Genomic DNA, 22,533 nt, shown 5'->3' with positions numbered 1-22,533 from the left:
CCGGATCCTGAAAGTATAATAAAACCCTACCCAGCGTAATAGGCTTTAAGACCCTCCATAACCTGATCTTTATTGAATTCGGCGCCCTTATTAATCATAGCGTCAGCAAATCGGCTGACAATCTCGGTAATGGCATCAACCGTCAACTGATTCAGGATACCAATGCGCATTTGAACAGGTTCAGACAGTGTTGTCCATATCCCAAAGCCTTCTGCACGACACTTTGCCACCAGATCTTTCTCCGATCCGGCAAGTTTAGCCGGCAAATTAAATACAATAAGGCTGGTCATGTTGGAGGTGACTTCACAGCCCATTGCAGTAACAGCCTGTCTGAAGGCCTTCTCATGGTAAGCATAATCAAGCGCTTTTTGTTTCACCGTGTGCGTCAGCAGCAAGCGTAATGCTTCGTGAAAGGCGGCAACCGCATAACCTGAGTGGGTGCGATGGTAGGTACCGGTAGCGACGTCTTTGCCCCCAACAATACCCCAATGCCGGGCCTCGAGAATGGGATGGTGTACATAGGTGTAACAACCGCGTCCGGCCAGTAGCTGAATCGCTTCATCTTTAAAACTGACAGGCGCGTAAGTTAAAGGCAGGCTCATTATGCCTTTTTGCGGACAGGAAGCCCATGCGACAACAGCCGGATAATCATCGATACGGTAATCAGCAATGCCAAGGCTTGAAACTGCATCGACAATACCCATTACGCCATATTTGGCACAGGCATCATTAAAGCCTTGCAGGTCATTGATCCGTCCACTGCCTGTCTCCCAGTGCGCCATAAACGCCCACATGGGTTTATGCAGGGCTAATGCTTCATCAACGAGCTTACCTGTAACAGACTGGCCGTGCGGCACCTCAACAATTGTTACGCCGGCAGGTTTTGGGTTGAGCGGATCGGCGGCTAATTCAGCAAGCGTAGCTGCTTTCATGCGAATGGTTAAGCTATCAATACCACTGAAAGTGCCATTCATAAATGCCACCACCTTATCGCCGGGCAAGATCAGGCTTAATACACAGTCAAGACCGCTGAAACCGGTGCCGCCAACGCCATAGGTATAAATATTTTGGGTACCGAAAACCGCGCGCAGCATTTCTTTGGCTTCAATCATGCCGCGTAAAACATCGGCTTGCATGTGGTCGGCAACGCCCGTTTTACAAAGCCTTTCCAGTACTCTTGGATCTGTATTTCCTGGGCCGGGACCTGCAGCTAGCGTGTTCGGAATTTCCAAAGCCGGATAAATAGTCATTAAAATCTCCTGATTAATTGTGAAGCAAACTACCGTATCGACAAACAAGGGGATTAACTAACAGCCATTATCCTTAATGGCTGTTAGTTAATCAAATTTAACAGAACCCCGGCCGCTACCGCAGACCCAATTACGCCCGCGACATTAGGGCCCATCGCATGCATCAACAGAAAATTGTGGGGGTTGCTCTCCAGCCCTACTTTATTGGCAACCCGCGCCGCCATAGGCACTGCAGATACGCCGGCCGCGCCAATCAACGGGTTAACAGGAGTGCTGCTGAGTTTATTCATGATCTTGGCCATGATAACTCCGGATGCTGTACCGATAGCAAAGGCGATGGCGCCCAGCGTCAAGATGCCCAGGGTCTTGAATTGCAGAAAAGCTTCGGCGCTTAGCTTTGATCCTACCGACAGCCCTAAGAAAATAGTAACGATATTGATCAGTTCATTTTGCGCGGTTTGGCTGAGACGTTCGACAACACCGCAGGCGCTCATCAAATTACCCAAAGCAAACATACCCATCAAGGGTGTAGCGGAAGGCAGCAGTAAAACGGTAAGAAAAAGCAGCATCAATGGAAAAACTATTTTTTCGGTCCTGCTTACCATACGCATTTGCTGCATTTCAATTTTGCGTTCCTCTTCCGTAGTCAGTGCGCGCATGATCGGAGGCTGAATCAAAGGCACCAGCGCCATATAGGAATAAGCCGCTACCGCAATTGCACCTAGTAGATCCGGCGACAGCTTTGAGGCCACATAAATAGCGGTCGGGCCATCAGCCCCGCCAATAATCCCAATCGCGGCGGCATCTTTCAGGGTGAATTCAAGCCCCGGTATGATATTAAGCGCCAGGGCTCCCAGCAGCGATGCAAAAATACCAAATTGCGCCGCCGCGCCTAATAACAAGGTTTTTGGATTAGCCAGCATCGGACCAAAATCGGTCATTGCGCCCACACCCATGAAAATTAGTAACGGGAAAATGCCGGTTTTAATACCGAAATACAGGTAATACAAAATCCCGCCTTCTTCAGCGATACCGGCGACAGGAATATTACTGAGTATGGCGCCAAATCCTATGGGCAATAACAGCAAGGGTTCAAAACCTTTTTTGATGGCGAGAAACAGCAGCACAAAACCGATAATCATCATGAAAGCCTGGCCGCCGGAAAAGTTATAGAGGCCGGTGCTTTGCCAGAGTGAAAGGAGATTTTCCATAACTGTCTCTTATTGAGTTAGGCGGCGGTTTAATGCAGTATTATAAAAAAACCAGAATGTCGCCACTGGCGACTGCTCCGCCTTCCTTGACATTGACAGCACTGACGATACCGGCAACTTTAGCCCGTACTTCGGTTTCCATTTTCATCGCTTCCATGAGCACAACAACCTCACCCTTGGCCACGCTACTGCCCACACTAACCAGGATTTTCAGTATGTTGCCCGCCATCGGCGCCTCAACAGCAGTACCACTGCTGGCAGCAGGGGTTACAAAGGCAGCACTTGCCGAAGCCGGCTGAACTGACAGCGTCGAGCCGCCGGGTCCTACAGAGACGTTAAAATTTCTGCCGTCGACATTAACCGTGTAGGTTTCGACTGGACTCTCTGATCTAGGTGCTTTAGCCGTAGCAAGGGCTTCCCCATTCGGCGCCGGCTCAAATAGATCCGGATTATTCCGGTTGACCAGGAATTTCCAGCCGACTTGAGCAAACATGCCGTTGATTAACGCGTCCTCTTCTATATTATCCGAAAGCTTAATGCCTTCGGCTTGGGCTTTTTTTTCCACCTCGGTAATCAGCCGGGCCATTTCCGGCTCTATAAGATCTGCCGGACGACAGGTGATCGGTTGCGCCCCTTCAAGCACCCTGTTTTGCAATTGTGTATTTACCGGCGCAGGGGTTGTGCCGTATTCGCCTTTCAATACTCCGGCTGCTTCCTTGGTGATAGTTTTATAACGCTCTCCATTCATCACATTGATGACAGCTTGGGTGCCCACTATCTGCGAAGTGGGAGTGACCAACGGAATAAAGCCCAAATCTTCGCGTACGCGTGGGATTTCCTTCATCACATCATCAAACTTATCGGCTGCACCCTGTTCTTTCAATTGGCTTTCCAGGTTGGTCAGCATACCGCCCGGTACCTGGGCAATTAAAATACGCCCATCCACACCCTTCAGACTACCCTCATACTGGGCATATTTTTTACGGACTTCCCGGAAATAAACAGCGATTTCTTCAAGCTTGACGAGATCCAGACCGGTATCGCGGTGGCTGCCCTCCAGACTGGCAACGATAGTTTCGGTAGGACTGTGGCCATAGGTCATACTCAACGATGAAATAGCGGTATCGACATTATCTATACCCGCTTCGGCGGCTTTAATAATACTGGGGACACTCAAGCCGGTAGTGGCATGGCACTGCATGTGTATTGGAATATTGGTGCTTTTTTTCAGCCGTGTAACCAATTCAAAGGCATCGTACGGTTTGAGCAAACCGGCCATATCTTTGATGCAGATGGAATGCGCGCCCATATCTTCAATCTGTTTGCCGAGATTTACCCACACATCCATGGTATGCACCGGACTGGTAGTATAGGAAATAGTGCCCTGTGCATGGGCATCGGTATGCAGTACGGCTTTTACCGCGTGTTCAATGTTGCGCATATCGTTCATGGCATCGAAAATACGAAATACATCAATCCCATTAATAACACTGCGTTCTATAAACTTATCAACGACATCATCGGCATAATGACGATAACCCAAAATATTTTGGCCGCGAAGCAGCATTTGCTGAGGTGTCTTGGGCATCGCAGCCTTTAGTAAGCGAAGCCTTTCCCAAGGATCCTCGCCCAAATAACGGATACAGGCATCAAAAGTCGCTCCGCCCCATGATTCAACCGACCAGTAACCGATCTGATCCAGCTTTTCGCAAATGGGCAGCATATCTTCGATGCGCAGGCGGGTTGCCAAAATTGATTGATGCGCATCACGCAGCACAACTTCAGTGATAGCTAAAGGCTTGTTTATATCTGAGGCCATCTTGTATTTTCTCCGCGAACCTTTAAAGGCCTTGATTATTAACCTTTGGGTTTATTGATAGACGGCGTAGGTTCATGCTATATAGCACAATACAGGGCAAAAAATTAGAATTACATTCGCCCAAAATTATAAATTTATTTATATTTGCTTCGATACTGATGCACCGCTACTGTAATCGCGGCGATGAGACTTTGATCAGAAGTGCTTTTTATATCCCGAGCCACTGGAGATAGTAAGGTTGGGTCAGGAAAATAGCGGTGCACAAGCGAGGACATAATATTTATCGAGACTACCAGCATTGCCAAAAACAAAAATACAATGCCCATTCCTGCAACCATTATTTCTATACCGCTACTCATCAGCTCTGTCATCTTTAAAACTGCTATAAGGATTATTAACCTGAAACTATTAGGCATTATCCATAAAACACCGCGACTAAACAAATTAAAGATAATTGAATTTGACTATTTTTATAATTAACATCAATATTCACTTATTGCTATCACTAATCTAACTGTTTTAACTTTATTCAGGGGCGATAAAATTATCTTTGTGTTTAAATCCATATTTAAATATGGATTAGACGATTAATAACCAATACCTTAAAACTGAAAGTGAGGCGAGATTAGAGAGTTAACACCCGCTTTATAATGAAGCACAAACTGGGACCATTGCCGCTTACAACGTCAATCAGCTCCAGGTAAAGGGTGAATCAGGAAAGGCATGGGAGGGTTTTATAACCAGGGTTAATCGTTCAGTAGCCAGTAGCCATATAATTTTATTTTCTGGTTTGAGTTCTCCATAGATTGACTATTTCTTCTACATTCAGGTCATCCGGCCCTTCCCGCCAGCTGGTAAAATAATCCACATCATTACTTTTCGGCTCGGGATTCGGCCGGTAAATCTGCACCCGCGTAGGTAAGGGCGCGGCCTCGCCTAATACCAGTGCTTCCCCTCTTCCCAGTGAAGTCAGTATATCGGTTAAATCACCCTCAGCTTCCGGGACTAATCCTCTGATATACGCCTGGTCATCCGGGTTGGTGGTACGCAGACAGATAAAAGAACTGCATTGGGCAAGCATCGTTTCAGATAATTCAGTGGGCCGTTGACTGACAGCGCCTATGGAAACTCCATATTTACGGCCTTCTTTAGCGATCCGTTCCATCATTTTTTTTGTGCCCTCAAACTGCCCGCCTTTTTCCCGGGGAATATAGGCATGGGCTTCTTCACAAATCAGGGTAATCGGAAAGTCGCGCCGCTGAGGATTCCAATAATTAAATTCGTAGGCTAGGCGGCCAACCTGAGCGGAAACGGCGGGCCTGACATCGGTGGGCACAGAGCTTAAGTCAACCACTGTGATATTGGCTTTTTTAACGCCCAACCCGATAAACTGGCGCAATAAATCAGCCATGCTTGCAGAGTTATTACGAATTTTTGGTTTCAGTAAAAAGTCATAACGGACATCATTGAACCTGCTTTGCATCCTGATCAGGAATTCATCAAATTGTCCGAATAAAGCCCCCTGCACTTTGCCGAAATCTTTTCTTTCTTCGTTAGCCGCCTTAAATTGCATATACACTTCTGCTAAAGAAAAGTAGATGGGCGTATCGATGGAAACGCTAGCCAAGCCGATTTGTTTGGCTTCCTTGCGCTTGAGTTGCTGCAACACTTCACGCATAAATGACATCTGCGTAGAAGCGCCGTGGTCCCTGCGGTCTATAAATAAATCCACCAGTTCGGCATACGTCATCATCCAGTATGGCATTTCCATTTCCATAGCATCGACATAATTGACCAGTTCGCCCGGAAACGCCGATTGCAACACGTCTTTATCATCTTTCCAGCAATATTCGCCATGCAAGTCCAGCATGATGATATGGCTTTTGGGCATGGCTTTTATGGTATTTTGAATCAGACTGGTGACAGTCCAGGATTTACCCGAACCGGATTGTCCGACAATAGCAAAATGTCGTCCGAAAAGCGCGCGGGGGTCAAGGCTTAAATGATAGTCTTTATGCGAAGATAATTGGCCGATGAAAAATTTATAATCCCTGAATTTTGAGAAAATGGCGTTGATTTCTTCCATGCCTACAGCATACACTTTAGCGCCCGGCGTCGGATAATGGCGCACGCCGCGAACAAAAGTACCGTTTTCCTGAATCTCACCTACCGGGACCAGGGAAATAAAACGATCTGTTTTGCGCATATCGACAGTATCAAAGCGGTCTTTTTCCCACATCTTGAACACAAGCGCTAAAACACCAATATTCGCTTGCCGGATAATAACATACGAACCTATGTGACCGGCCAGGATTTCCTCATCACCTATTTTAATTATAGGTGTTTCGTTTGAGTGTTCTTCAGCCATTCTGGCCTCCATGCCATCACCACGGACTTCAGATAAATAGCCTATCAGTATACTGGGTAGTTGTGCGGACATTTTTGACCTAAGCTTGAGGAATTTGTAATAAGCTTAGACCAATTTCAAGCGATTGAAACGTCAGAAATATCAATCAGGCTTTATCTATCCATTCATAAAGCTCTGTTAAAGCCGGATTACATTTACAGCAACGGGTGCCGCAAGAGGCTCCGGTGGATAATTTGCGAACATTGCCTTTGCTGATCCATTTGCCCAGCATGCCGCGCAGAGCATCGGCATCCATCGCGAAATGATTGACTAAATCTGCCAGAGCAACTCTGTGTTGTTGTTTTAAATAGCTTCTTAAATCAGATAAAATCACCCAACGACTCCTGAATATGTTTGGCGCCCGTATTTTTCCCGATTAACCACAAGCCGAATAAAACTAATAAAAAAGCAATTACTAATCCTGTTATCCACACTAAAGAGTATTCTGGATGCAGACTATAAGTCATTGCCTGATAAAAAATAATGGAAGTCATGTAGGCAATGCCGGTAGTCCAGAGCACCACAAATAAAGTCCAGCCCAAATTGGTTTCCCTGTATATCGCAGCGGTGGCGGCTACACAAGGCGCATAGAGCAGAATGAATAACAGATAGGCAAAAGCGCCGGCTTTACCATTAAAACTAAGCTGCATTGCTGTGAATGTGCCGGCATTGACCTCCTGCTCACCCGCAGCAGAAGCCATATCGTTGACAGTACCGATATTAAGACCAAAGGGATCTAAAAGATTATCAGCGACAGCGCGTAGATTCTCAGGCACTGTTAAACAAGCCTTGATTAAGGACTCTTTTAGATTAAAAGAAGTTTTATTTGAGTTAACCGAATCGGGAATGGCTAATTGGCTATACAGGGCATCAAGAGTGCCTACGACAGCTTCTTTGGCCAGCACACCGGTAAAAATACCTACCGTCGCCGGCCAGTTATCTTTTTCAATGCCCATGGGTTTAAAAGCCGGCGTCAAGCCTCTGCCAATCTCGCTTAATACGGATTTATTGCTGTTTTCCCGTCCAAATGTGCCATCTGTACCCAGCGCATTAAGAAAATTTAACGCCAGCACCATCGGTACAATAACTTTTCCGGCATTAAATATAAATGACTTAAGCCGATCCCAGCTTCTCATAAAAACCCCGCGCAATGTCGGCATATGGTAAGCGGGCAATTCCATAATAAACGGGGCTGACTCGCCTTTAAACATCGTATGGCGCATTATCAAACCCGTCAGTACAGCCACCAGTATGCCCAGAATATATAACCCAAAAACCAGGTTTTGACCTCCCACCGGAAAAAAGGCGGCTGCGAATAAAGCATAAACCGGCAACCTGGCGCCGCAGGACATAAAAGGATTCATCAGGTTGGTAAGTATCCTGTCCCGGTGATTCTCAAGCGTGCGCGTCGCCATAATTGCCGGGACATTACAACCGAAACCCACTATCATCGGCACAAAGGATTTTCCCGGCAAACCTATCATACGCATGAACCTATCCATGACGAAAGCGGCCCTGGACATATAACCTGAATCTTCCAGTGCGGATAGAAACAAAAATAAAAAGCCGACAATGGGAATGAAAGTAGCTACAACCTGAATTCCGCCGCCCATTCCATTCGCTATCAATACAATCAGCCACTGAGGCCAGTTCAATGTTGTCAGCATTAGACTCAAGCCATCGACCAATAAGGCGCCTATCGATTGATCAAAAAAATCGACAAAGGCGCTGCCAATATTAATGGTAAACATAAACATCGCATACATGACCAATAGAAAAACAGGAATGCCCAGAAAGCGGTTCAATACAATGCTGTCAATTTTATCGGTAGCATGCCGGCCAATTTCAGTCAGTTTGCAAACAGCGCCGCGGGTTAACTCGTTTACAAATCCATAACGGGCATCGGCAGCAAGGATATCGATTTCATCATCCGTTTCAGCTTCAATCCTCTGTTGTAATTCTAAAACATGGGGTAATATATTTTTTCCAGCAATTTGTCTGGCAAGGGTATCGTCTTCTAATAGCCGAATTGCAAGCCAACGCTGGTCGCATCCATGCTGATTTGCGGTTTCACTCACCAACGGTGAAATATCCTGAATGGCTTTTTCCAGGGACAGCGGATAGTTAATTTTTGCCGTTGGGATAGACTTGGTAACAGCCGAACTGTTAATTGCCGATTTTAAACTGTCTAAGCCGGCCTTGGTTGAGGCAATGATAGGAATAACGGGGCAACCCAAATGCAAGCTGAGAAAATCAATATCAATTTTAATGCCGCGTTGCTTGACGGTATCCATCATATTGAGAACCAGTATCATCGGCACGCGCATTTCTATGAGCTGCGAAGTTAAATAAAGATTCCGTTCTATATTCGAGGCATCAATAATATTGAGGATTAAGTCGGCATTCCCGGAGGCAACATAATCCCGTGCAACTTTCTCATCTAATGATACCTGGTCATCGGCAGCTTCTAATGAATAAGTGCCCGGTAAATCTACTAATTCGATACTTTTGTTGGCAAAGGAATATTCACCGGTTTTTTTTTCAACCGTGACACCAGGCCAGTTCCCCACATTTTGTCTGGCTCCAGTTAGCGCATTAAAAAGAGTAGTTTTGCCGCAGTTGGGATTTCCGACAACGCCGACAATAAAATCAGTTTTCATCAAAGCTTCTCTATCAAAACTATTGCAGCTTCAGCTTTACGCAGGGTTAGTGAAAAGCCGCGCAATTTGATTTCCACAGGATCTCCCATAGGGGCATACCGGGTAATGCTGAACTCTGTTCCTGGCGTCAAGCCCATAGCCAACAGTCGTTTGCGATAAGCTTTGCCTGATTTATCAAAGCCCACTATTTTCCCTAAATCGCCAACAGCCAGATTTTTTAAGCTTATAGCCATCATGCATTAACCCTGTAATAAAAAACAACCGGAAAGCAATCAATAATCATTCTCATTAAAAATGACTATATCATATAACTCCGAGTTTTTAAAACAAGAAGTTGTTTAATTTCTTTAAAATATTAATATTCACCCTAACCGTATTATCACGATAAGATGAAAGGGGGTTAAGAATAGCGTTTAACGCAATCTTCGGAGGCAGGGAATTAAAAAGTGGAGCGATACAGAATTAGGAATTAATCAACTATTTTGAATTTTTCTCCAGACGCATCGACTCGATCTCGAAGTTCTTTGCCTGGCTTAAAATACGGGACATATTTTTTGGATAATACGACAGACTCGCCGGTTTTGGGATTCCGGCCAATACGGAGAGGACGCAGATGCAGAGAAAAGCTTCCAAAACCTCTAATCTCAATTCTTTCGCCGGAAGATAATGCCTGATTCATTTTTTCGATGATGCATTTTACCGCCAGTTCTACATCCTTCAATGCCAGATGAGGTTGTTGCTTGGCAAGCGCTTCAATTAATTCGGATTTGGTCATTTTACTATCCTGTAAAAACGAATAATGAGAGGGATATACAGCAGTCTATCCCTCTTCCGGAATTTTATTTTTCCATCTGTTTAAAGATATCGCCTAATGTGGGTGTACCCGGGGAATGTTGAGAATAATCTTTAATAGCGTGAGATTCTTCGTCGTGGTCTTTAGCTTTGATGGATAATGAAATTGATTTGCTTTTCTTATCAATGCCAATAAATTTGGCTTGAAGCTTATCTCCTTCTTTTAATAAGGTACGGGCATCTTCAACGCGATCACGCTGAATTTCAGAAGCCCGCAAGTAACCTTCAACATTATCAGCCAGAGTAACAACTGCGCCCTTGGCATCCACTTCTTTTATAGTTCCTTTAACCAGACTGCCTTTTTCATGAGTAGCAAGGAAGTTCTGAAACGGATCCTGTTCAAGCTGTTTGATGCCTAAAGAAATACGCTCGCGTTCGGAGTCAACCGCCAGGATAACTGTTTCCACTTCATCCCCCTTTTTAAAGTCCCGCACTGAGGCCTCACCATCATCAGCCCAGGAAATATCAGACATATGAACCAGACCATCAATACCGCCTTCCAGACCGATGAAAATCCCAAAGTCTGTGATTGATTTGATTTTTCCAGAAATTTTGTCGCCTTTATTATGGGTAGCCGCAAATTCATCCCAAGGATTGGGTTTGCATTGTTTCATGCCTAAAGAAATACGACGACGCTCCTCATCGATTTCCAATACCATAATTTCGACTTCATCACCCAGTTGGACCAGTTTGGAAGGATTAACGTTTTTATTAGTCCAGTCCATTTCCGAAACATGCACCAGACCTTCCACGCCTTCTTCAATCTCAACAAAGCAGCCGTAATCAGTAAGATTATTTACCTTACCGAATACGCGTGTACCTGCAGGGTAGCGGCGGGCAATATTTTGCCATGGATCTTCACCAATTTGCTTCATGCCTAACGAAACACGATTTTTCTCCTTGTCGTATTTCAGAACTTTAACTTTGATTTCCTGACCAATTTCAACGCACTCGGAAGGATGACGAACGCGGCGCCATGCCATATCGGTAATATGCAGAAGACCGTCAATGCCGCCAAGGTCAATGAATGCACCGTAATCAGTGAGATTTTTTACTACACCGGTAACAATGGCGCCTTCTTCCAGGGTTTTCAGTAATTCTTCTCTTTCTGCGCTGTATTCTTTTTCTACTACGGCGCGGCGCGACAAAACGACATTATTGCGCTTTTGATCAATTTTTATAACTTTGAATTCAAGATCCCGATTTTCCAGGAAAGTAGTATCCCGAATGGGACGAACATCAACCAGTGAACCGGGTAAAAAGGCCCGCAACGCACCCACAGCTACAGTGAAACCGCCGCGAACTTTACCGGTAATACGACCAGTAATTGTTGCTGCTTTTTCAAAAGCATTTTCCAGTTCAGACCAGGCCTTGTTTTTCTTGGCTTTATCCCGGGAAAGAAGAGTAGCACCTAAACCGTCTTCAAATAAATCAAGGGCGACTTCAACCTGGTCGCCAATCTCGACTTCCAGTTCGCCATAGTTATTTAGAAACTGCCATTTGGGAATGACGCCCTCTGATTTGGATTGAGTACTGACTATTATCATATCGTTTTCGATATCAATAACGGTACCCGTTAACATGGCGCCAGGCCGCATTTCGGTCTTGGTTAGACTTTCTTCAAATAATTCTGCAAAGCTTTCGCTCATTTCTTTTTTCCCAGGCCAGTTAAAACTCGAACTAGCCTTTTCTTTATCAAAGTTAAAAAAAACCGACAAGAAGCTACTTCAGGCGGCCATATATAAATCCTTAATGGATTAAATTCAGCACTTCTTCAATCACAGAGTTTATTGTCATTTCAGAAGAATCAATATAAAACGCATCACTCGCCATAACCAATGGTGCGGTTTTACGCTCCATATCGCGGCGATCACGTTCTTCTATTTCCTTTATTATAGTGTAAAGGTTAGCATCTATTCCTTTTTCTATCAACTGTTTATATCGTCTTCCGGCTCTTTTCGCTGCACTGGCCGTTAAAAACACTTTTATTTCAGCTTCAGGAAAAATAACAGTTCCCATATCTCGTCCGTCTGCAACCAGGCCAGGCAGCTGTTTGAAATTCCTTTGTTTTTGCACCAGAACCCGCCTGACTTCCGGAAACGCGGCAATGATTGAGGCGATATTCCCCGTACTTTCCAGAGCTAACTGATCGGTAATATTGACGCCATCCAGCTTAACTAAAAATTCCTCGCCGCAATCAAATTCTAACGCCATTGATTGCGCTACTGTTGCAATAGCCAATTCATCGGCCAAATTAATAGTCTGTTTTTGCAGGGCAATCGCCAATGCACGATATATTGAACCGCTATCCAGATAATTCCATCCCAGTTTTTTCGCTACCGCCCTGCTTACAGTGCCTTTGCCCGCACCACTGGGACCGTCAATGGTCAAAACCGGTATGCTCATCAACACGTCTCACAGACCAGATCCAGCCCTAATTGTTTCACCAAATCTTTAAACTCCGGGAATGATGTGTTTACATTTTCACAATCGAGAATAGTAATTGGCGCTGCAGCGCGCAATCCTGCGATTGAAAATGCCATGGCAATCCGGTGATCGCCATGCGATGTCACTATACCGCCGCCGATTGATCCGCCCTGGATAATCATGCCATCCCTAGTAGGCTGTGCCTTTATTCCCACTACCTGTAGGCCCTCTGCCATTACCTGAATCCGGTCGGATTCTTTTACTCGAAGCTCTTCTGCACCTGATAGTCGCGTTTGTCCTTCAGCGCAAGCTGCAGCTACAAATAATACGGGAAATTCATCAATTGCAAGCGGCACCAGTGCTTCGGGAATATCTATGCCTTTCAGCGCACTGTGCAGCACATGCAAATCGGCTACCGGCTCCCCTCCCACGATACGCTCATTGAGAACTTTAATATTCGCCCCCATCAATCTGAGAATATCAATGACACCGGTTCGGGTAGGGTTAATGCCGACATGTTTTAATAAAAGATCGGAGCCGGGCGCAATGGATGCGCCGACTAGAAAAAAAGCGGCTGAGGAAATATCTCCGGGCACATCAATATCCACCGCTTTTAGAATTCCCTCGGCACTAATACTTACTTTATTGCCTTGCTTCTTTACCGGATAGGCAAACCCGGATAGCATTCGCTCAGTATGATCCCGGGTAGGTGCCGGTTCCGTCACGCTGGTGACACCTTGTGCGTACATGCCTGCTAGCAATAAACACGATTTGACCTGAGCGCTTGCCATCGGCATGGCATAATCAATTCCGGTAAGCCGCCCTGCTGTTCCGGTGATATGCAGCGGCGCAGTGCCTTGAGCCGTAGCTTTTATATTGGCACCCATGGCCGCTAAAGGTTCCGTGACTCGCTTCATAGGTCTGCCGGATAGCGATGTGTCCCCGGTTAATACTGAATTGAATGATTGTCCGGCCAATAATCCGCTCAATAAGCGCATTGAAGTACCTGAGTTGCCAAGATACAAGTCATTTTTCGGTGCTTTTAAACCATGCTTGCCCACGCCATGAATAGTCAGTTCGCCATTGACCGGCCCCTCGATTTCAACGCCCATATCACGAAAGGCTTGCAAGGTCGCCAACGCATCTTCTGCTTCAAGAAAACCTTTTACATGAGTAACGCCTTCGGTCAGTGAACCCAGCATAATTGAACGATGCGAGATGGATTTATCGCCGGGCACGCGAGCCTCGCCCTGTAATTTTCCGCCTGGCTGAATAGTGAATGTTAATGATTTTGACATAGGGTTTTCGAACTGATCAAGAAAGCGTTGCCGGGCATTTCGGGCATAACTGAAAGTTTCAAAAAGCTGCTGATTATTATCATTTTTCAGGGTTTGTTGGATGTTATCAAGCTCTTCTTTCAATTGTTGAATTAAAGGAATAATTTCATTTTTATTAGCTGAACAAATGTCCCGCCACATAGTCGGGTCACTGGAGGCAATACGGGTAAAATCCCTGAAGCCGCCTGCAGCATATTTGAAAATATCGTTATGTTCGTCTTTATGGCCCAGCATATTCACGAGTGAAAAGGCCAGAATATGAGGCAAATGACTGGTTGCAGCCAATACGCTATCATGACGTCCGACACTCATCAGCGATACCACTGAACCTAGCTGCTCCCAGAAGCGCTGAACTTTTTGCACTGTTTCTGGATTAGTGTTAGCTACGGGCGTAACAATCAGGCGCTTATTTAAAAATAAATCTGCAGTGCATGCTTCTACGCCGCTTTGTTCGGCTCCGGCAATGGGGTGGGTGAGCACCAGGTTATCAGGCACAGCTGCGAAAATCCGCTTGGCTGCTGCAACCACATTGCCTTTGGTGCTCCCTACGTCAGTATAAACAACGCTTTTTGACCAGAAAGGCTTAAGCAAAGCAAAAATATCGCCGATTGCACCGACCGGCGTTGCAATTACCACACAGTCAGCGTTTCCAAGCGCCTGTTCAGCATTCAGATAATATTCATCAATGACAGCCAAGTGTTTGGCGGCCTGCAGATTTTTCAGGTCCTGCTGGCGGCCATAGCCAACAATAGACTTGCATAAATTTTGCTGTCGAACTGCTTTGGCGATGGAGCCGCCAATCAAACCAACTCCGATAATACAAAGCCGGTTAAACATCTTGCAAACTGTCAGTTAGGGCCTTGAGAAATAGCCGGTTTTCTTCATGTGTGCCTATGCTGATTCGCAAATGATTGGGTAATCCATAATTAGCTACCGGCCTGACTATGACCCCTTTTCGTAATAAAGCCTCATAAACAGGCTGTGCCAGCCGCTTTAAATCAACCAGAACAAAATTCCCCGCTGAGGGAATCCATTCCAGACCGAGATTTTTAAAACCATCGGTTAGTTGCTCCATGCCCCGTGCGTTAGTTGCGATCGTTTGCTGCAAATGTTCACTATCAGTCAGCGCCGCTTCTGCTGCGGCCAAAGCCAGGGCGTTATTATTAAACGGCTGCCGCACCCGGTTCAGGATATCGGCGATTTGCGGACTGGATAGACCATACCCTACCCTCAAGCCGGCGAGCCCGTATGCTTTTGAAAACGTACGAGTAATGATTAGATTCGGGTATGTTTTCAACCAATCTATGGAATCGATAGGCTCAGCACTGCTGACAAACTCAAAGTAAGCCTCATCAAGCACACACACACAGCTTTCGGGCAAGGCGCTTATAAAACTTTCCAAAGCTGTTTGGCTCAATAATGTGCCGGTTGGATTATTGGGATTGGCAATAAATACTATTCGGGTTTTTTCAGTCACACTTTCCAGCATTGCCTCAAGGTCATGACCGTACTTCACAGCCGTGACAACAACCGCCGTAGCACCCACTGCTTGAGTTACTATCGGATACACGGCAAAGGCATGCTGTGAAAAAATGACTTCAAGTCCGGGTGTTAAAAATGCCCTTGCCGCCAGCTCCAGAATTTCATTGGAACCATTCCCTAAAGTAATTTGATCCGACTCGACAGCATATTTGACAGCTAGTGCGTGTTTTAAACCAAAGCCGCTCCCATCGGGATACAAGGCCATATCCTTAAGAATTGACTGAATGGCAGCCAGTGCTTTTTTCCCGGGACCCAAAGGATTTTCGTTAGACGCCAGTTTAATAACTCGGGTAAGTCCAAACTCACGCTCCAGCTCTTCAATCGGTTTTCCGGGTTTATAGGGTATAAGCTGTTGAACCCCCGGTATGGCGAGGTGGTAAATTTTATCGGCACTGTTCATTATTTTATGCAGAAAGGATTAATACGGACGTTTTAAAGAACTGCCTTGGGATAAGATCCCAACAACTTGATCATATTAACCCTGCCTTTTAATATTTCCAGGGCTTCGGCGACGTTTTTATCATCGCTATGACCTTCAATATCGATGAAAAAGACATAATCCCACAAGCCCTGGCGTGACGGTCTGGATTCAATATGAACCATTCCGATTCCGGCCAGGGCGAACGGTTCAAGTATCTGATGCAGGGCGCCAGGCTGATTGCCGGTAGAGACGACCAGTGAGGTTTTATCGTTGCCTGTAGGACAAACTGCCTGGGGTCCGATAATAATAAAACGGGTGGTATTATGCGGTTCATCCTCGATATTTTTTTCCAGAATATTCAAATTATAAACTTCAGCCGCCATTATACCGGCAATAGCGACTGTCTGTTTATCGGCTGCTGCCAACCGTGCTGCTTCAGCATTGCTGCTAACGGCGTTGCGCCGGGCATGCGGCAAATGTTTATCAAGCCACTGCCGGCACTGGGCTAGTGATTGCTGGTGAGAAAAAACATCCGTGACCTGGTCCAAATTTTCTACTTGCCCCATCAGATTTTGATGCACCCGGATTTCAACTTCACCGCAAATTTTCAAGGTTGAAATTAAAAATCTGTCCAATGTATGGCTAATTACACCTTCGGTGGAATTTTCAACAGGAACCACGCCAAAGTGTGAGCTGCCGATCTCTACCGAATTAAAAATCTCGTTTATCGTAGCAGCAGGCACGGTATTGACCGAATGTCCGAAATGCTTGATGGCTGCTTGCTGGGTAAAAGTGCCCTCAGGCCCTAAAAAAGCGATTTCCATCGGCTTTTCCAGTGACAGGCAGGCGGACATTAATTCTTTGAAAAAACGTACCGCCGTATAATTGGACAATGGCCCGGGGTTTAGCTCTATAATCCGCCTCAAAATTAATGACTCGCGGTCAGGGCGGTAAAAAGTTCCTTGCTCACCTTCGGCAATTTTGGTTCTGGCAACCTCTATCGCATATGAAGCACGCTGGTTGATCAATTGCAGTATCTGCTGATCGATAGCATCAATTTTTTCTCTTAATTCACAAAGGGGAGTTATGAAGGTCATTGCTGCTGTGTTATAAATGATGCCCAGTTAATGCGTTCTTTCAAATTCAGCCATAAAATCTATCAGGGCTAACACCCCGGCCTCAGGCATTGCATTATAAATGCTCGCCCGCATGCCTCCAACTGATCGATGGCCTTTTAATTCACACAGACCATTGGCTTCAGCAGCTGCCAGAAATGGCTTGTCCAGGGTTTCATCGGCTAAAATAAATGGAATATTCATGCGTGAGCGGCAACTTATGTCTACCGGATTATGATACAAGGTGGATTGATCAATGGCTTGATAGAGCAGCTTGCTTTTGGTAATATTATGCCGTTCGATTGCCTCAATGCCGCCCTGCTCTATCAGCCATTTAAGCACCAACCCGACCAGATACCAGTTATAGGTCGGCGGTGTATTCAGCAGCGAATTATTCTTGGCCTGTTCAGCGTAATCAAACACCGGGGGTATAGTGTTATTGGCTTTGCCCACCAGATCTTCCCTGACAATAACGACAGTAACACCCGCCGGCCCCATGTTCTTTTGCGTGCCCGCATAAATTAAGCCGTGCGCGCTGACATCGCAGGAGCGCGATAAGATATTGGATGACATATCCGAAACCAGCGTCAAGCCATTACTGCTTGGTACTTCAGGAAACTCCACGCCATGTATGGTTTCATTGGCTGTGTAATGAAGATATGCCGCCTCGCTATCCAGCACCCAGCTTGAAACCTCTGGAATGCGAGTGAATTTGGTGTTTTCCGAACTGGCGCTTATTACAACCTCGCAATAATTGTGCGCCTCTTTTATGGCTTTTTCTGACCATGCGCCGGTATTTACATAACAAGCTCTGGTCTTATCGTGCAGAATATTTTGCGGTATGAAAGAGAATTGCGCAGTCGCTCCGCCCTGCAGGAATAAAACTTTATAATTTTTGGGAATTCCAAGCAATCCTCTAAGATCGCTTTCCAGTTCTTCTGCAATGATAGAAAAATGCCTGCCTCTATGGCTCATTTCCAGAACGCTCATGCCGCTGTTCCGCCATTCCAGTAATTCATCCCGGGCCTGCAGTAGTACCGGCTCGGGCAATACTGAAGGGCCCGCACTAAAATTATAAATTCTCGACATTATGATTCTTCTCCCGATTCAATGTCATCATTGCCATTTTCTTCCACGGCGTCCTGTTCAAATACCACAGCATCTTCATTGCCATTGTCTTCCTCTTCGCCAATCAAGCCTTCTATCCGGTCAACGCCGATCACTTTTTCTTTTTTATCCAGACGAATAATTCTTACGCCCTGGGTATTTCTGCCGACAATCGAAATACCGTCAACCCGGGTTCTGACCAGTGTGCCGGCATCGGTAATCAGCATGATTTCATCGTTATCATTGACCAGTACCGCGCCTACCACATCGCCGTTGCGCTTGGAGGTTTGTATGGCTATCAAGCCCTGACCGCCGCGCTTGTGGCAGGTAAATTCTTCCAGCCGGGTACGTTTGCCAAAACCATTTTCGGTAATGTTCAATACGGTGCCTTGGGTTGCAATGATCAGGGAAATGACTTTTTGCCCTGCCTGCAGGCGAATGCCCCGCACCCCGGAAGCCGTCCGGCCCATGGAGCGAACATCGGCTTCATTAAAACAGACCGCCTTGCCTGTACTGCCGAATAATAATACATTCTGCTGGCCGTCCGTAACCGCAACCCCTACCAGCGTGTCATTTTCCCTTAAATCGATAGCGATCTTGCCGGAAATGCGCTGGCGCTCAAACTCGTTTAACGGCGTCTTCTTAACAGTGCCGGCGGAAGTCGCCATAAAGATAAATTTATTGTCGCTGAACTCGCGAATCGGCAGCATCGCATTAATCTTTTCACCCTGGTCCAGCGGCAGTAAATTAACGAAGGGCTTGCCTCGTGATGCCCGACTTGCAACAGGCAGCTGATAAACCTTAAGCCCATACACTTTCCCTGAGGATGAGAAGCATAAAATGGTATCGTGAGTATTGGCGACAATCAGCTTATCGACAAAATCCAGTTCTTTAGTTGCCGTGGCTGATTTACCGCGCCCGCCGCGCCGCTGCGCTTTATAATCGCTCAAGGGCTGAGACTTGACATAGCCTTCGTGAGACATGGTCACCACCATATCTTCTTCGGTAATTAAATCCGAGTCTGACAAGTCCAGATGGCTTTGAATAATTTCCGTGCGCCGCGGATCGGAATATTGCTCCCTGATTTCTACCAGCTCTTCCCTGATAATCTCCATTAAGCGGATATCGCTGCCCAAAATTGCCAGATATTCATCGATTTGTTCCAGCAGCTGTTTATATTCATTGACTATCTTGTCCTGCTCCAGGCCGGTTAAGCGATGCAGGCGCAAGTCAAGAATAGCCTGAGCCTGGGTTTCGGAAAGGCGATAAATGCCTCCATGAAGACCGAATTCCGCAGCTAAATCTTCCGGTCTTGACCGGTCTGCATCGGCCCGTTCCAGCAAGGCGGAAACGAGTCCTGCATCCCATGTTCTGGACAATAACCCTTCTTTGGCAATTGCCGGATTGCCGGAGGTTTTAATCAGCGCGATCATCGCATCGATATTGGCCAAAGCCACCGCAAGTCCTTCCAGAATATGTGCTCTTTCGCGGGCTTTGCGGAGATTAAACAGCGATCTGCGGGTAACAATTTCGCGCCTGTGGTCAACGAAGGCGCGGATTATTTCCTTCAGGTTCATACAATGCGGCCGCCCATCCAGCAAGGCAACCATGTTAATGCCGAATACCGTCTGGAATTGCGTCTGCTTGTAGAGATTATTCAAGACAACCTCCGCCACTTCGCCCCGCCGAAGTTCTATCACCATACGCATGCCGTCTTTATCGGATTCATCGCGCAATCCGGAAATGCCTTCCAGCTTGCCTTCTTTAATCAGCTCGGCGACCTTTTCCAGCAAGCGGGCCTTGTTGACCTGATAAGGTAATTCCGTGGTAATAATTGCTTGCCGGCTGCTGTCGCCAATGTCTTCAAAATGACAGCGTGCGCGCAGATAAATTTTCCCGCGCCCGGTTATATAAGCACTATAAATGCCTGAGGCGCCGTTAATAAAAGCTGCGGTAGGAAAATCAGGCCCCGGAATATGCTTCATTAAATCCTGAACAGTAACGTCCGGCTGGTCAATCATGGCGAGACAGGCACTGATAACTTCCGATAGATTATGCGGCGGAATATTGGTGGCCATTCCTACGGCAATGCCGGATGAGCCGTTAATCAACAAGGCCGGAATCCGGGTCGGCAAGACCTGGGGTTCGGACTCCGATTCATCATAGTTGGGAATGAAATTGACCGTCTCTTTATCAATATCAGCCAGCAGCTCATGGGCAATTTTCGCCATGCGCACTTCCGTATAACGCTGAGCCGCAGGGGGATCGCCATCCACTGAACCGAAGTTGCCCTGCCCGTCAATCAGCATATAACGCAGGGAAAACGGCTGCGCCATGCGCACCATGGTGTCATAAATCGCCATATCGCCATGCGGGTGATATTTACCCATGACATCCCCGACAATGCGAGCGGATTTCTTATATGGCTTGTTCCAGTCGTTGCCCACCTCGCTCATTGCATAGAGTACGCGGCGATGAACCGGCTTCAGGCCGTCTCTGACATCGGGAAGCGCTCGGCCGACAATAACGCTCATGGCGTAGTCGAGATAAGACTGTTTCATCTCGTCTTCGAGATTGACAGAAATAATTTCTTTAGCGAAGTTTGACATTGATCCCTATATAAACATAAATGCCGCAACAGACACTGGCATGGTTTTTAGTTACTGGATTAAAAGCAAACGCCCGGCTTCTGATTCCCTGAGGCCAGATGCATATTGCAAGTCTGATTAATTTATAAATTATAACAAATAGTTGCTACTCATGTTAAAGAATCAGCGTCCATAAAGGACAGCAATACAGTTAATTTTTATATCTTATCCACTACCACAATGGCAACATTAACCATAAGAAATCTACCTGATCTTATACAGTCGGCATTACGAGTGCTGTCGGCCCAGGGTAGGCTTAACGTAGAAGCTGAGGTTCGAAATATTCTAACTGCTTATGCCTGAATGGAATAAAACCTGTCTTCAGTCTGCAACAGCTCGTGGATCAACTTTATCAAGGAAAAAAACCCGCCTCTGTGGTTGAGCAGCTTATCCAGGAATACAGATCAGAAGCGAAGAACGAATGAAGGTATTCGATGCTTCGGCGTTGCTGGCTTATCTGTTTCGGGAAGCGGATCATGACGTCGTGGAAAATATATTGAAAGCACCTGCATCTCCACCGTTAATTTAAGTGAGGAAGCAGGACGATTTAATCGTGATGGCATTGACGTAAGCTTGCCAATTCAACAGATACAGCAAACCTCGATAAAGATTGTCTTTTTCACTCAGCTGCACTTACTGCATGCGAATCGCCTGCTTCCCTACACCCGCCGCCCCGGCTTATCGCCGGGCGACAGGACACGTCTGGGCTTGACGAAAAAAGGCAGTTGCCATTTTAACCGCAGATACCGTATGGACTGAGTTAATAGGTATTGAGGTTGAGATCGTGCAAATTCGGTAAAGAGAACAAAAACTGTAGTACCTGGATACTGTCTTGGAAGTCAATCCGAAAACGGCAGTGTGGCATGATAAGGCTGACGGGTTTTCAATACACCAAAGCACAAACTTACCGCTCTGTGTGACTAAACGGCATTCCCATATAATTAGTTGAGAACCGCAGCAGTACTAAAACTAAGCAAAAATTTCCGTCAGGAAGTTTTCCATTGCAATCCAGGAACGCCGGTCGGCAGTTGGCTGATAGACAGTGCCGAAGTCAGGATCGTTGGCGGCAGGATTGGTAAAGGCATGTTGGGTATTACCATAAAGATGCAATTGCCAGTCCGCGCCTGCTCTGGTCATTTCCTCTGCAAAGGCAGTAACCTGCTCGTGGGGGGCCAGAGGATCATCATGGCCATGCAAGACCAATATTTTTGCCTTGATTGCAGTATCCTTTATATTATTCGGCGCGTCCAGCAAGCCATGAAAACTGACCGCGCCTTTCAGGTCAGCGCCGGTTCTGGCCAAGTCAAGCACGCATAATCCGCCAAAACAAAAACCAATCGCGGCTATCTTGGTATCATCGACCCAGGGCATTAATTTTACTGCGTCAAAAGCTGCCTTGATCCGTTTTTGCAGCATAGACCGGTCGGCCATAAAAGGTTGCATCAGTTTTGCATTCTGTTCTGGGCCTGAACCTGAAACACCTTTTCCGTACATATCCAGCGCAAAGCCGATATAGCCTGACTCTGCGATTTTTTTGGCTTTTCCGGCTACAAAATCATCCCGTCCCCCCCAGGCATGATTAATTAAAACAGCCGGCCTGCGGCTTGAGAATGAATCATCAAAAGCAACAAAGGCTTCAAGTAAGACCTCGCCATCCAGATAAGAAACGGTGTTTGATACGATTGCCATCATCTTTGCCTATTTAATAATAAAGTCATAAAGACCGAATTCGCATAA

Annotated in this window: 17 protein-coding genes and 1 pseudogene; 1 reads left to right on the top strand and 17 read right to left on the bottom strand. The window is 46.3% G+C overall.

Annotated elements, in window-relative coordinates:
• Positions 1-26: 26 nt before the first annotated feature.
• From HUX64_RS07085 to gyrA, 16 genes and pseudogenes are all read right to left on the bottom strand, one after another.
• Entirely contained in the window at positions 27-1,250 is a 1,224-nt protein-coding gene (locus HUX64_RS07085; protein WP_174625540.1) for an alanine--glyoxylate aminotransferase family protein, read from the bottom strand.
• A gap of 83 nt (positions 1,251-1,333) precedes the next feature.
• On the bottom strand, positions 1,334-2,461 hold the full coding sequence (locus HUX64_RS07080; protein WP_174625539.1) for a sodium ion-translocating decarboxylase subunit beta: 1,128 nt from the start codon (positions 2,459-2,461) through the stop codon (positions 1,334-1,336).
• 40 nt (positions 2,462-2,501) lie between these two features.
• Positions 2,502-4,280, bottom strand: coding sequence for a sodium-extruding oxaloacetate decarboxylase subunit alpha (oadA, locus tag HUX64_RS07075; protein ID WP_174625538.1), 1,779 nt, complete (start codon positions 4,278-4,280; stop codon positions 2,502-2,504).
• 134 nt (positions 4,281-4,414) lie between these two features.
• Entirely contained in the window at positions 4,415-4,639 is a 225-nt protein-coding gene (locus tag HUX64_RS07070) for an OadG family protein (RefSeq protein WP_246246938.1), read from the bottom strand.
• Positions 4,640-5,058: 419 nt separating this feature from the next.
• The gene (locus HUX64_RS07065) at positions 5,059-6,720 is read right to left on the bottom strand and encodes an ATP-binding protein (protein WP_174625536.1); all 1,662 of its coding nucleotides are present in this window, start codon (positions 6,718-6,720) and stop codon (positions 5,059-5,061) included.
• 73 nt (positions 6,721-6,793) lie between these two features.
• Positions 6,794-7,021, bottom strand: coding sequence for a FeoC-like transcriptional regulator (locus tag HUX64_RS07060; protein ID WP_174625535.1), 228 nt, complete (start codon positions 7,019-7,021; stop codon positions 6,794-6,796).
• Positions 7,008-9,347 carry a Fe(2+) transporter permease subunit FeoB gene (feoB, locus tag HUX64_RS07055; RefSeq protein ID WP_174625534.1) on the bottom strand — a complete coding sequence of 780 codons (2,340 nt, stop codon included), beginning with the start codon at positions 9,345-9,347 and terminating at the stop codon, positions 7,008-7,010. The genes HUX64_RS07060 and feoB overlap by 14 nt, the downstream gene beginning before the upstream one ends.
• Entirely contained in the window at positions 9,347-9,580 is a 234-nt protein-coding gene (locus HUX64_RS07050) for a FeoA family protein (protein WP_174625547.1), read from the bottom strand. Before HUX64_RS07050 ends, feoB begins: the two co-directional genes overlap by 1 nt.
• Positions 9,581-9,816: 236 nt before the next feature.
• Positions 9,817-10,125: pseudogene (locus tag HUX64_RS07045) on the bottom strand (integration host factor subunit beta); the annotation flags it as partial.
• A 61-nt stretch (positions 10,126-10,186) separates the two neighbouring features.
• Positions 10,187-11,848, bottom strand: coding sequence for a 30S ribosomal protein S1 (gene rpsA / locus HUX64_RS07040; RefSeq protein ID WP_174625532.1), 1,662 nt, complete (start codon positions 11,846-11,848; stop codon positions 10,187-10,189).
• Between the two features lie 100 nt (positions 11,849-11,948).
• Positions 11,949-12,605: a (d)CMP kinase gene (gene cmk, locus HUX64_RS07035; RefSeq protein WP_425484250.1), complete on the bottom strand. Its 657-nt coding sequence runs from the start codon at positions 12,603-12,605 to the stop codon at positions 11,949-11,951.
• Complete coding sequence (locus HUX64_RS07030) at positions 12,605-14,800, bottom strand: bifunctional prephenate dehydrogenase/3-phosphoshikimate 1-carboxyvinyltransferase (RefSeq protein WP_174625530.1); 2,196 nt, start codon at positions 14,798-14,800, stop codon at positions 12,605-12,607. The genes cmk and HUX64_RS07030 overlap by 1 nt, the downstream gene beginning before the upstream one ends.
• On the bottom strand, positions 14,793-15,905 hold the full coding sequence (gene hisC / locus HUX64_RS07025; protein ID WP_174625529.1) for a histidinol-phosphate transaminase: 1,113 nt from the start codon (positions 15,903-15,905) through the stop codon (positions 14,793-14,795). Before hisC ends, HUX64_RS07030 begins: the two co-directional genes overlap by 8 nt.
• Positions 15,906-15,937: 32 nt before the next feature.
• Positions 15,938-17,023 carry a prephenate dehydratase gene (gene pheA, locus HUX64_RS07020; RefSeq protein WP_174625528.1) on the bottom strand — a complete coding sequence of 362 codons (1,086 nt, stop codon included), beginning with the start codon at positions 17,021-17,023 and terminating at the stop codon, positions 15,938-15,940.
• 27 nt (positions 17,024-17,050) lie between these two features.
• A complete protein-coding gene (gene serC / locus HUX64_RS07015; protein WP_174625527.1) occupies positions 17,051-18,130 on the bottom strand; it encodes a 3-phosphoserine/phosphohydroxythreonine transaminase in 1,080 nt (359 codons plus the stop codon).
• The gene (gyrA, locus tag HUX64_RS07010) at positions 18,130-20,757 is read right to left on the bottom strand and encodes a DNA gyrase subunit A (RefSeq protein WP_174625526.1); all 2,628 of its coding nucleotides are present in this window, start codon (positions 20,755-20,757) and stop codon (positions 18,130-18,132) included. The genes serC and gyrA overlap by 1 nt, the downstream gene beginning before the upstream one ends.
• Before the next feature lie 219 nt (positions 20,758-20,976).
• On the opposite strand from gyrA, the gene HUX64_RS20405 reads away from it, so the two are divergent.
• On the top strand, positions 20,977-21,099 hold the full coding sequence (locus HUX64_RS20405; protein WP_425484249.1) for a FitA-like ribbon-helix-helix domain-containing protein: 123 nt from the start codon (positions 20,977-20,979) through the stop codon (positions 21,097-21,099).
• 666 nt (positions 21,100-21,765) lie between these two features.
• Here HUX64_RS20405 and HUX64_RS07005 read toward each other — a convergent pair.
• Positions 21,766-22,485, bottom strand: a complete 720-nt coding sequence (locus HUX64_RS07005; RefSeq protein WP_174625525.1) for a dienelactone hydrolase family protein — start codon at positions 22,483-22,485, stop codon at positions 21,766-21,768.
• Between the last annotated feature and the right edge of the window lie 48 nt (positions 22,486-22,533).

Origin of the sequence: Candidatus Methylobacter favarea (assembly GCF_902806695.1) — a bacterium.
GTDB lineage: Bacteria > Pseudomonadota > Gammaproteobacteria > Methylococcales > Methylomonadaceae > Methylobacter_B > Methylobacter_B favarea.
The sequence above is the reverse complement of the archived record's forward strand: the minus strand, read 5'-3'. Positions and strand labels throughout refer to the sequence as shown.

Excerpts from the sequence above, each read along its gene's own strand:
- HUX64_RS07085 (WP_174625540.1), bottom strand. The coding sequence starts at position 1,250 with ATGACTATTTATCCGGCTTTGGAAATTCCGAACACGCTAGCTGCAGGT.
- HUX64_RS07080 (WP_174625539.1), bottom strand. The coding sequence starts at position 2,461 with ATGGAAAATCTCCTTTCACTCTGGCAAAGCACCGGCCTCTATAACTTT.
- oadA (WP_174625538.1), bottom strand. The coding sequence starts at position 4,280 with ATGGCCTCAGATATAAACAAGCCTTTAGCTATCACTGAAGTTGTGCTG.
- HUX64_RS07070 (WP_246246938.1), bottom strand. The coding sequence starts at position 4,639 with ATGAGTAGCGGTATAGAAATAATGGTTGCAGGAATGGGCATTGTATTT.
- HUX64_RS07065 (WP_174625536.1), bottom strand. The coding sequence starts at position 6,720 with ATGTCCGCACAACTACCCAGTATACTGATAGGCTATTTATCTGAAGTC.
- feoB (WP_174625534.1), bottom strand. The coding sequence starts at position 9,347 with ATGAAAACTGATTTTATTGTCGGCGTTGTCGGAAATCCCAACTGCGGC.
- HUX64_RS07050 (WP_174625547.1), bottom strand. The coding sequence starts at position 9,580 with ATGGCTATAAGCTTAAAAAATCTGGCTGTTGGCGATTTAGGGAAAATA.
- rpsA (WP_174625532.1), bottom strand. The coding sequence starts at position 11,848 with ATGAGCGAAAGCTTTGCAGAATTATTTGAAGAAAGTCTAACCAAGACC.
- cmk (WP_425484250.1), bottom strand. The coding sequence starts at position 12,605 with ATGAGCATACCGGTTTTGACCATTGACGGTCCCAGTGGTGCGGGCAAA.
- HUX64_RS07030 (WP_174625530.1), bottom strand. The coding sequence starts at position 14,800 with ATGTTTAACCGGCTTTGTATTATCGGAGTTGGTTTGATTGGCGGCTCC.
- hisC (WP_174625529.1), bottom strand. The coding sequence starts at position 15,905 with ATGAACAGTGCCGATAAAATTTACCACCTCGCCATACCGGGGGTTCAA.
- pheA (WP_174625528.1), bottom strand. The coding sequence starts at position 17,023 with ATGACCTTCATAACTCCCCTTTGTGAATTAAGAGAAAAAATTGATGCT.
- serC (WP_174625527.1), bottom strand. The coding sequence starts at position 18,130 with ATGTCGAGAATTTATAATTTTAGTGCGGGCCCTTCAGTATTGCCCGAG.
- gyrA (WP_174625526.1), bottom strand. The coding sequence starts at position 20,757 with ATGTCAAACTTCGCTAAAGAAATTATTTCTGTCAATCTCGAAGACGAG.
- HUX64_RS20405 (WP_425484249.1), top strand. The coding sequence starts at position 20,977 with ATGGCAACATTAACCATAAGAAATCTACCTGATCTTATACAGTCGGCA.
- HUX64_RS07005 (WP_174625525.1), bottom strand. The coding sequence starts at position 22,485 with ATGGCAATCGTATCAAACACCGTTTCTTATCTGGATGGCGAGGTCTTA.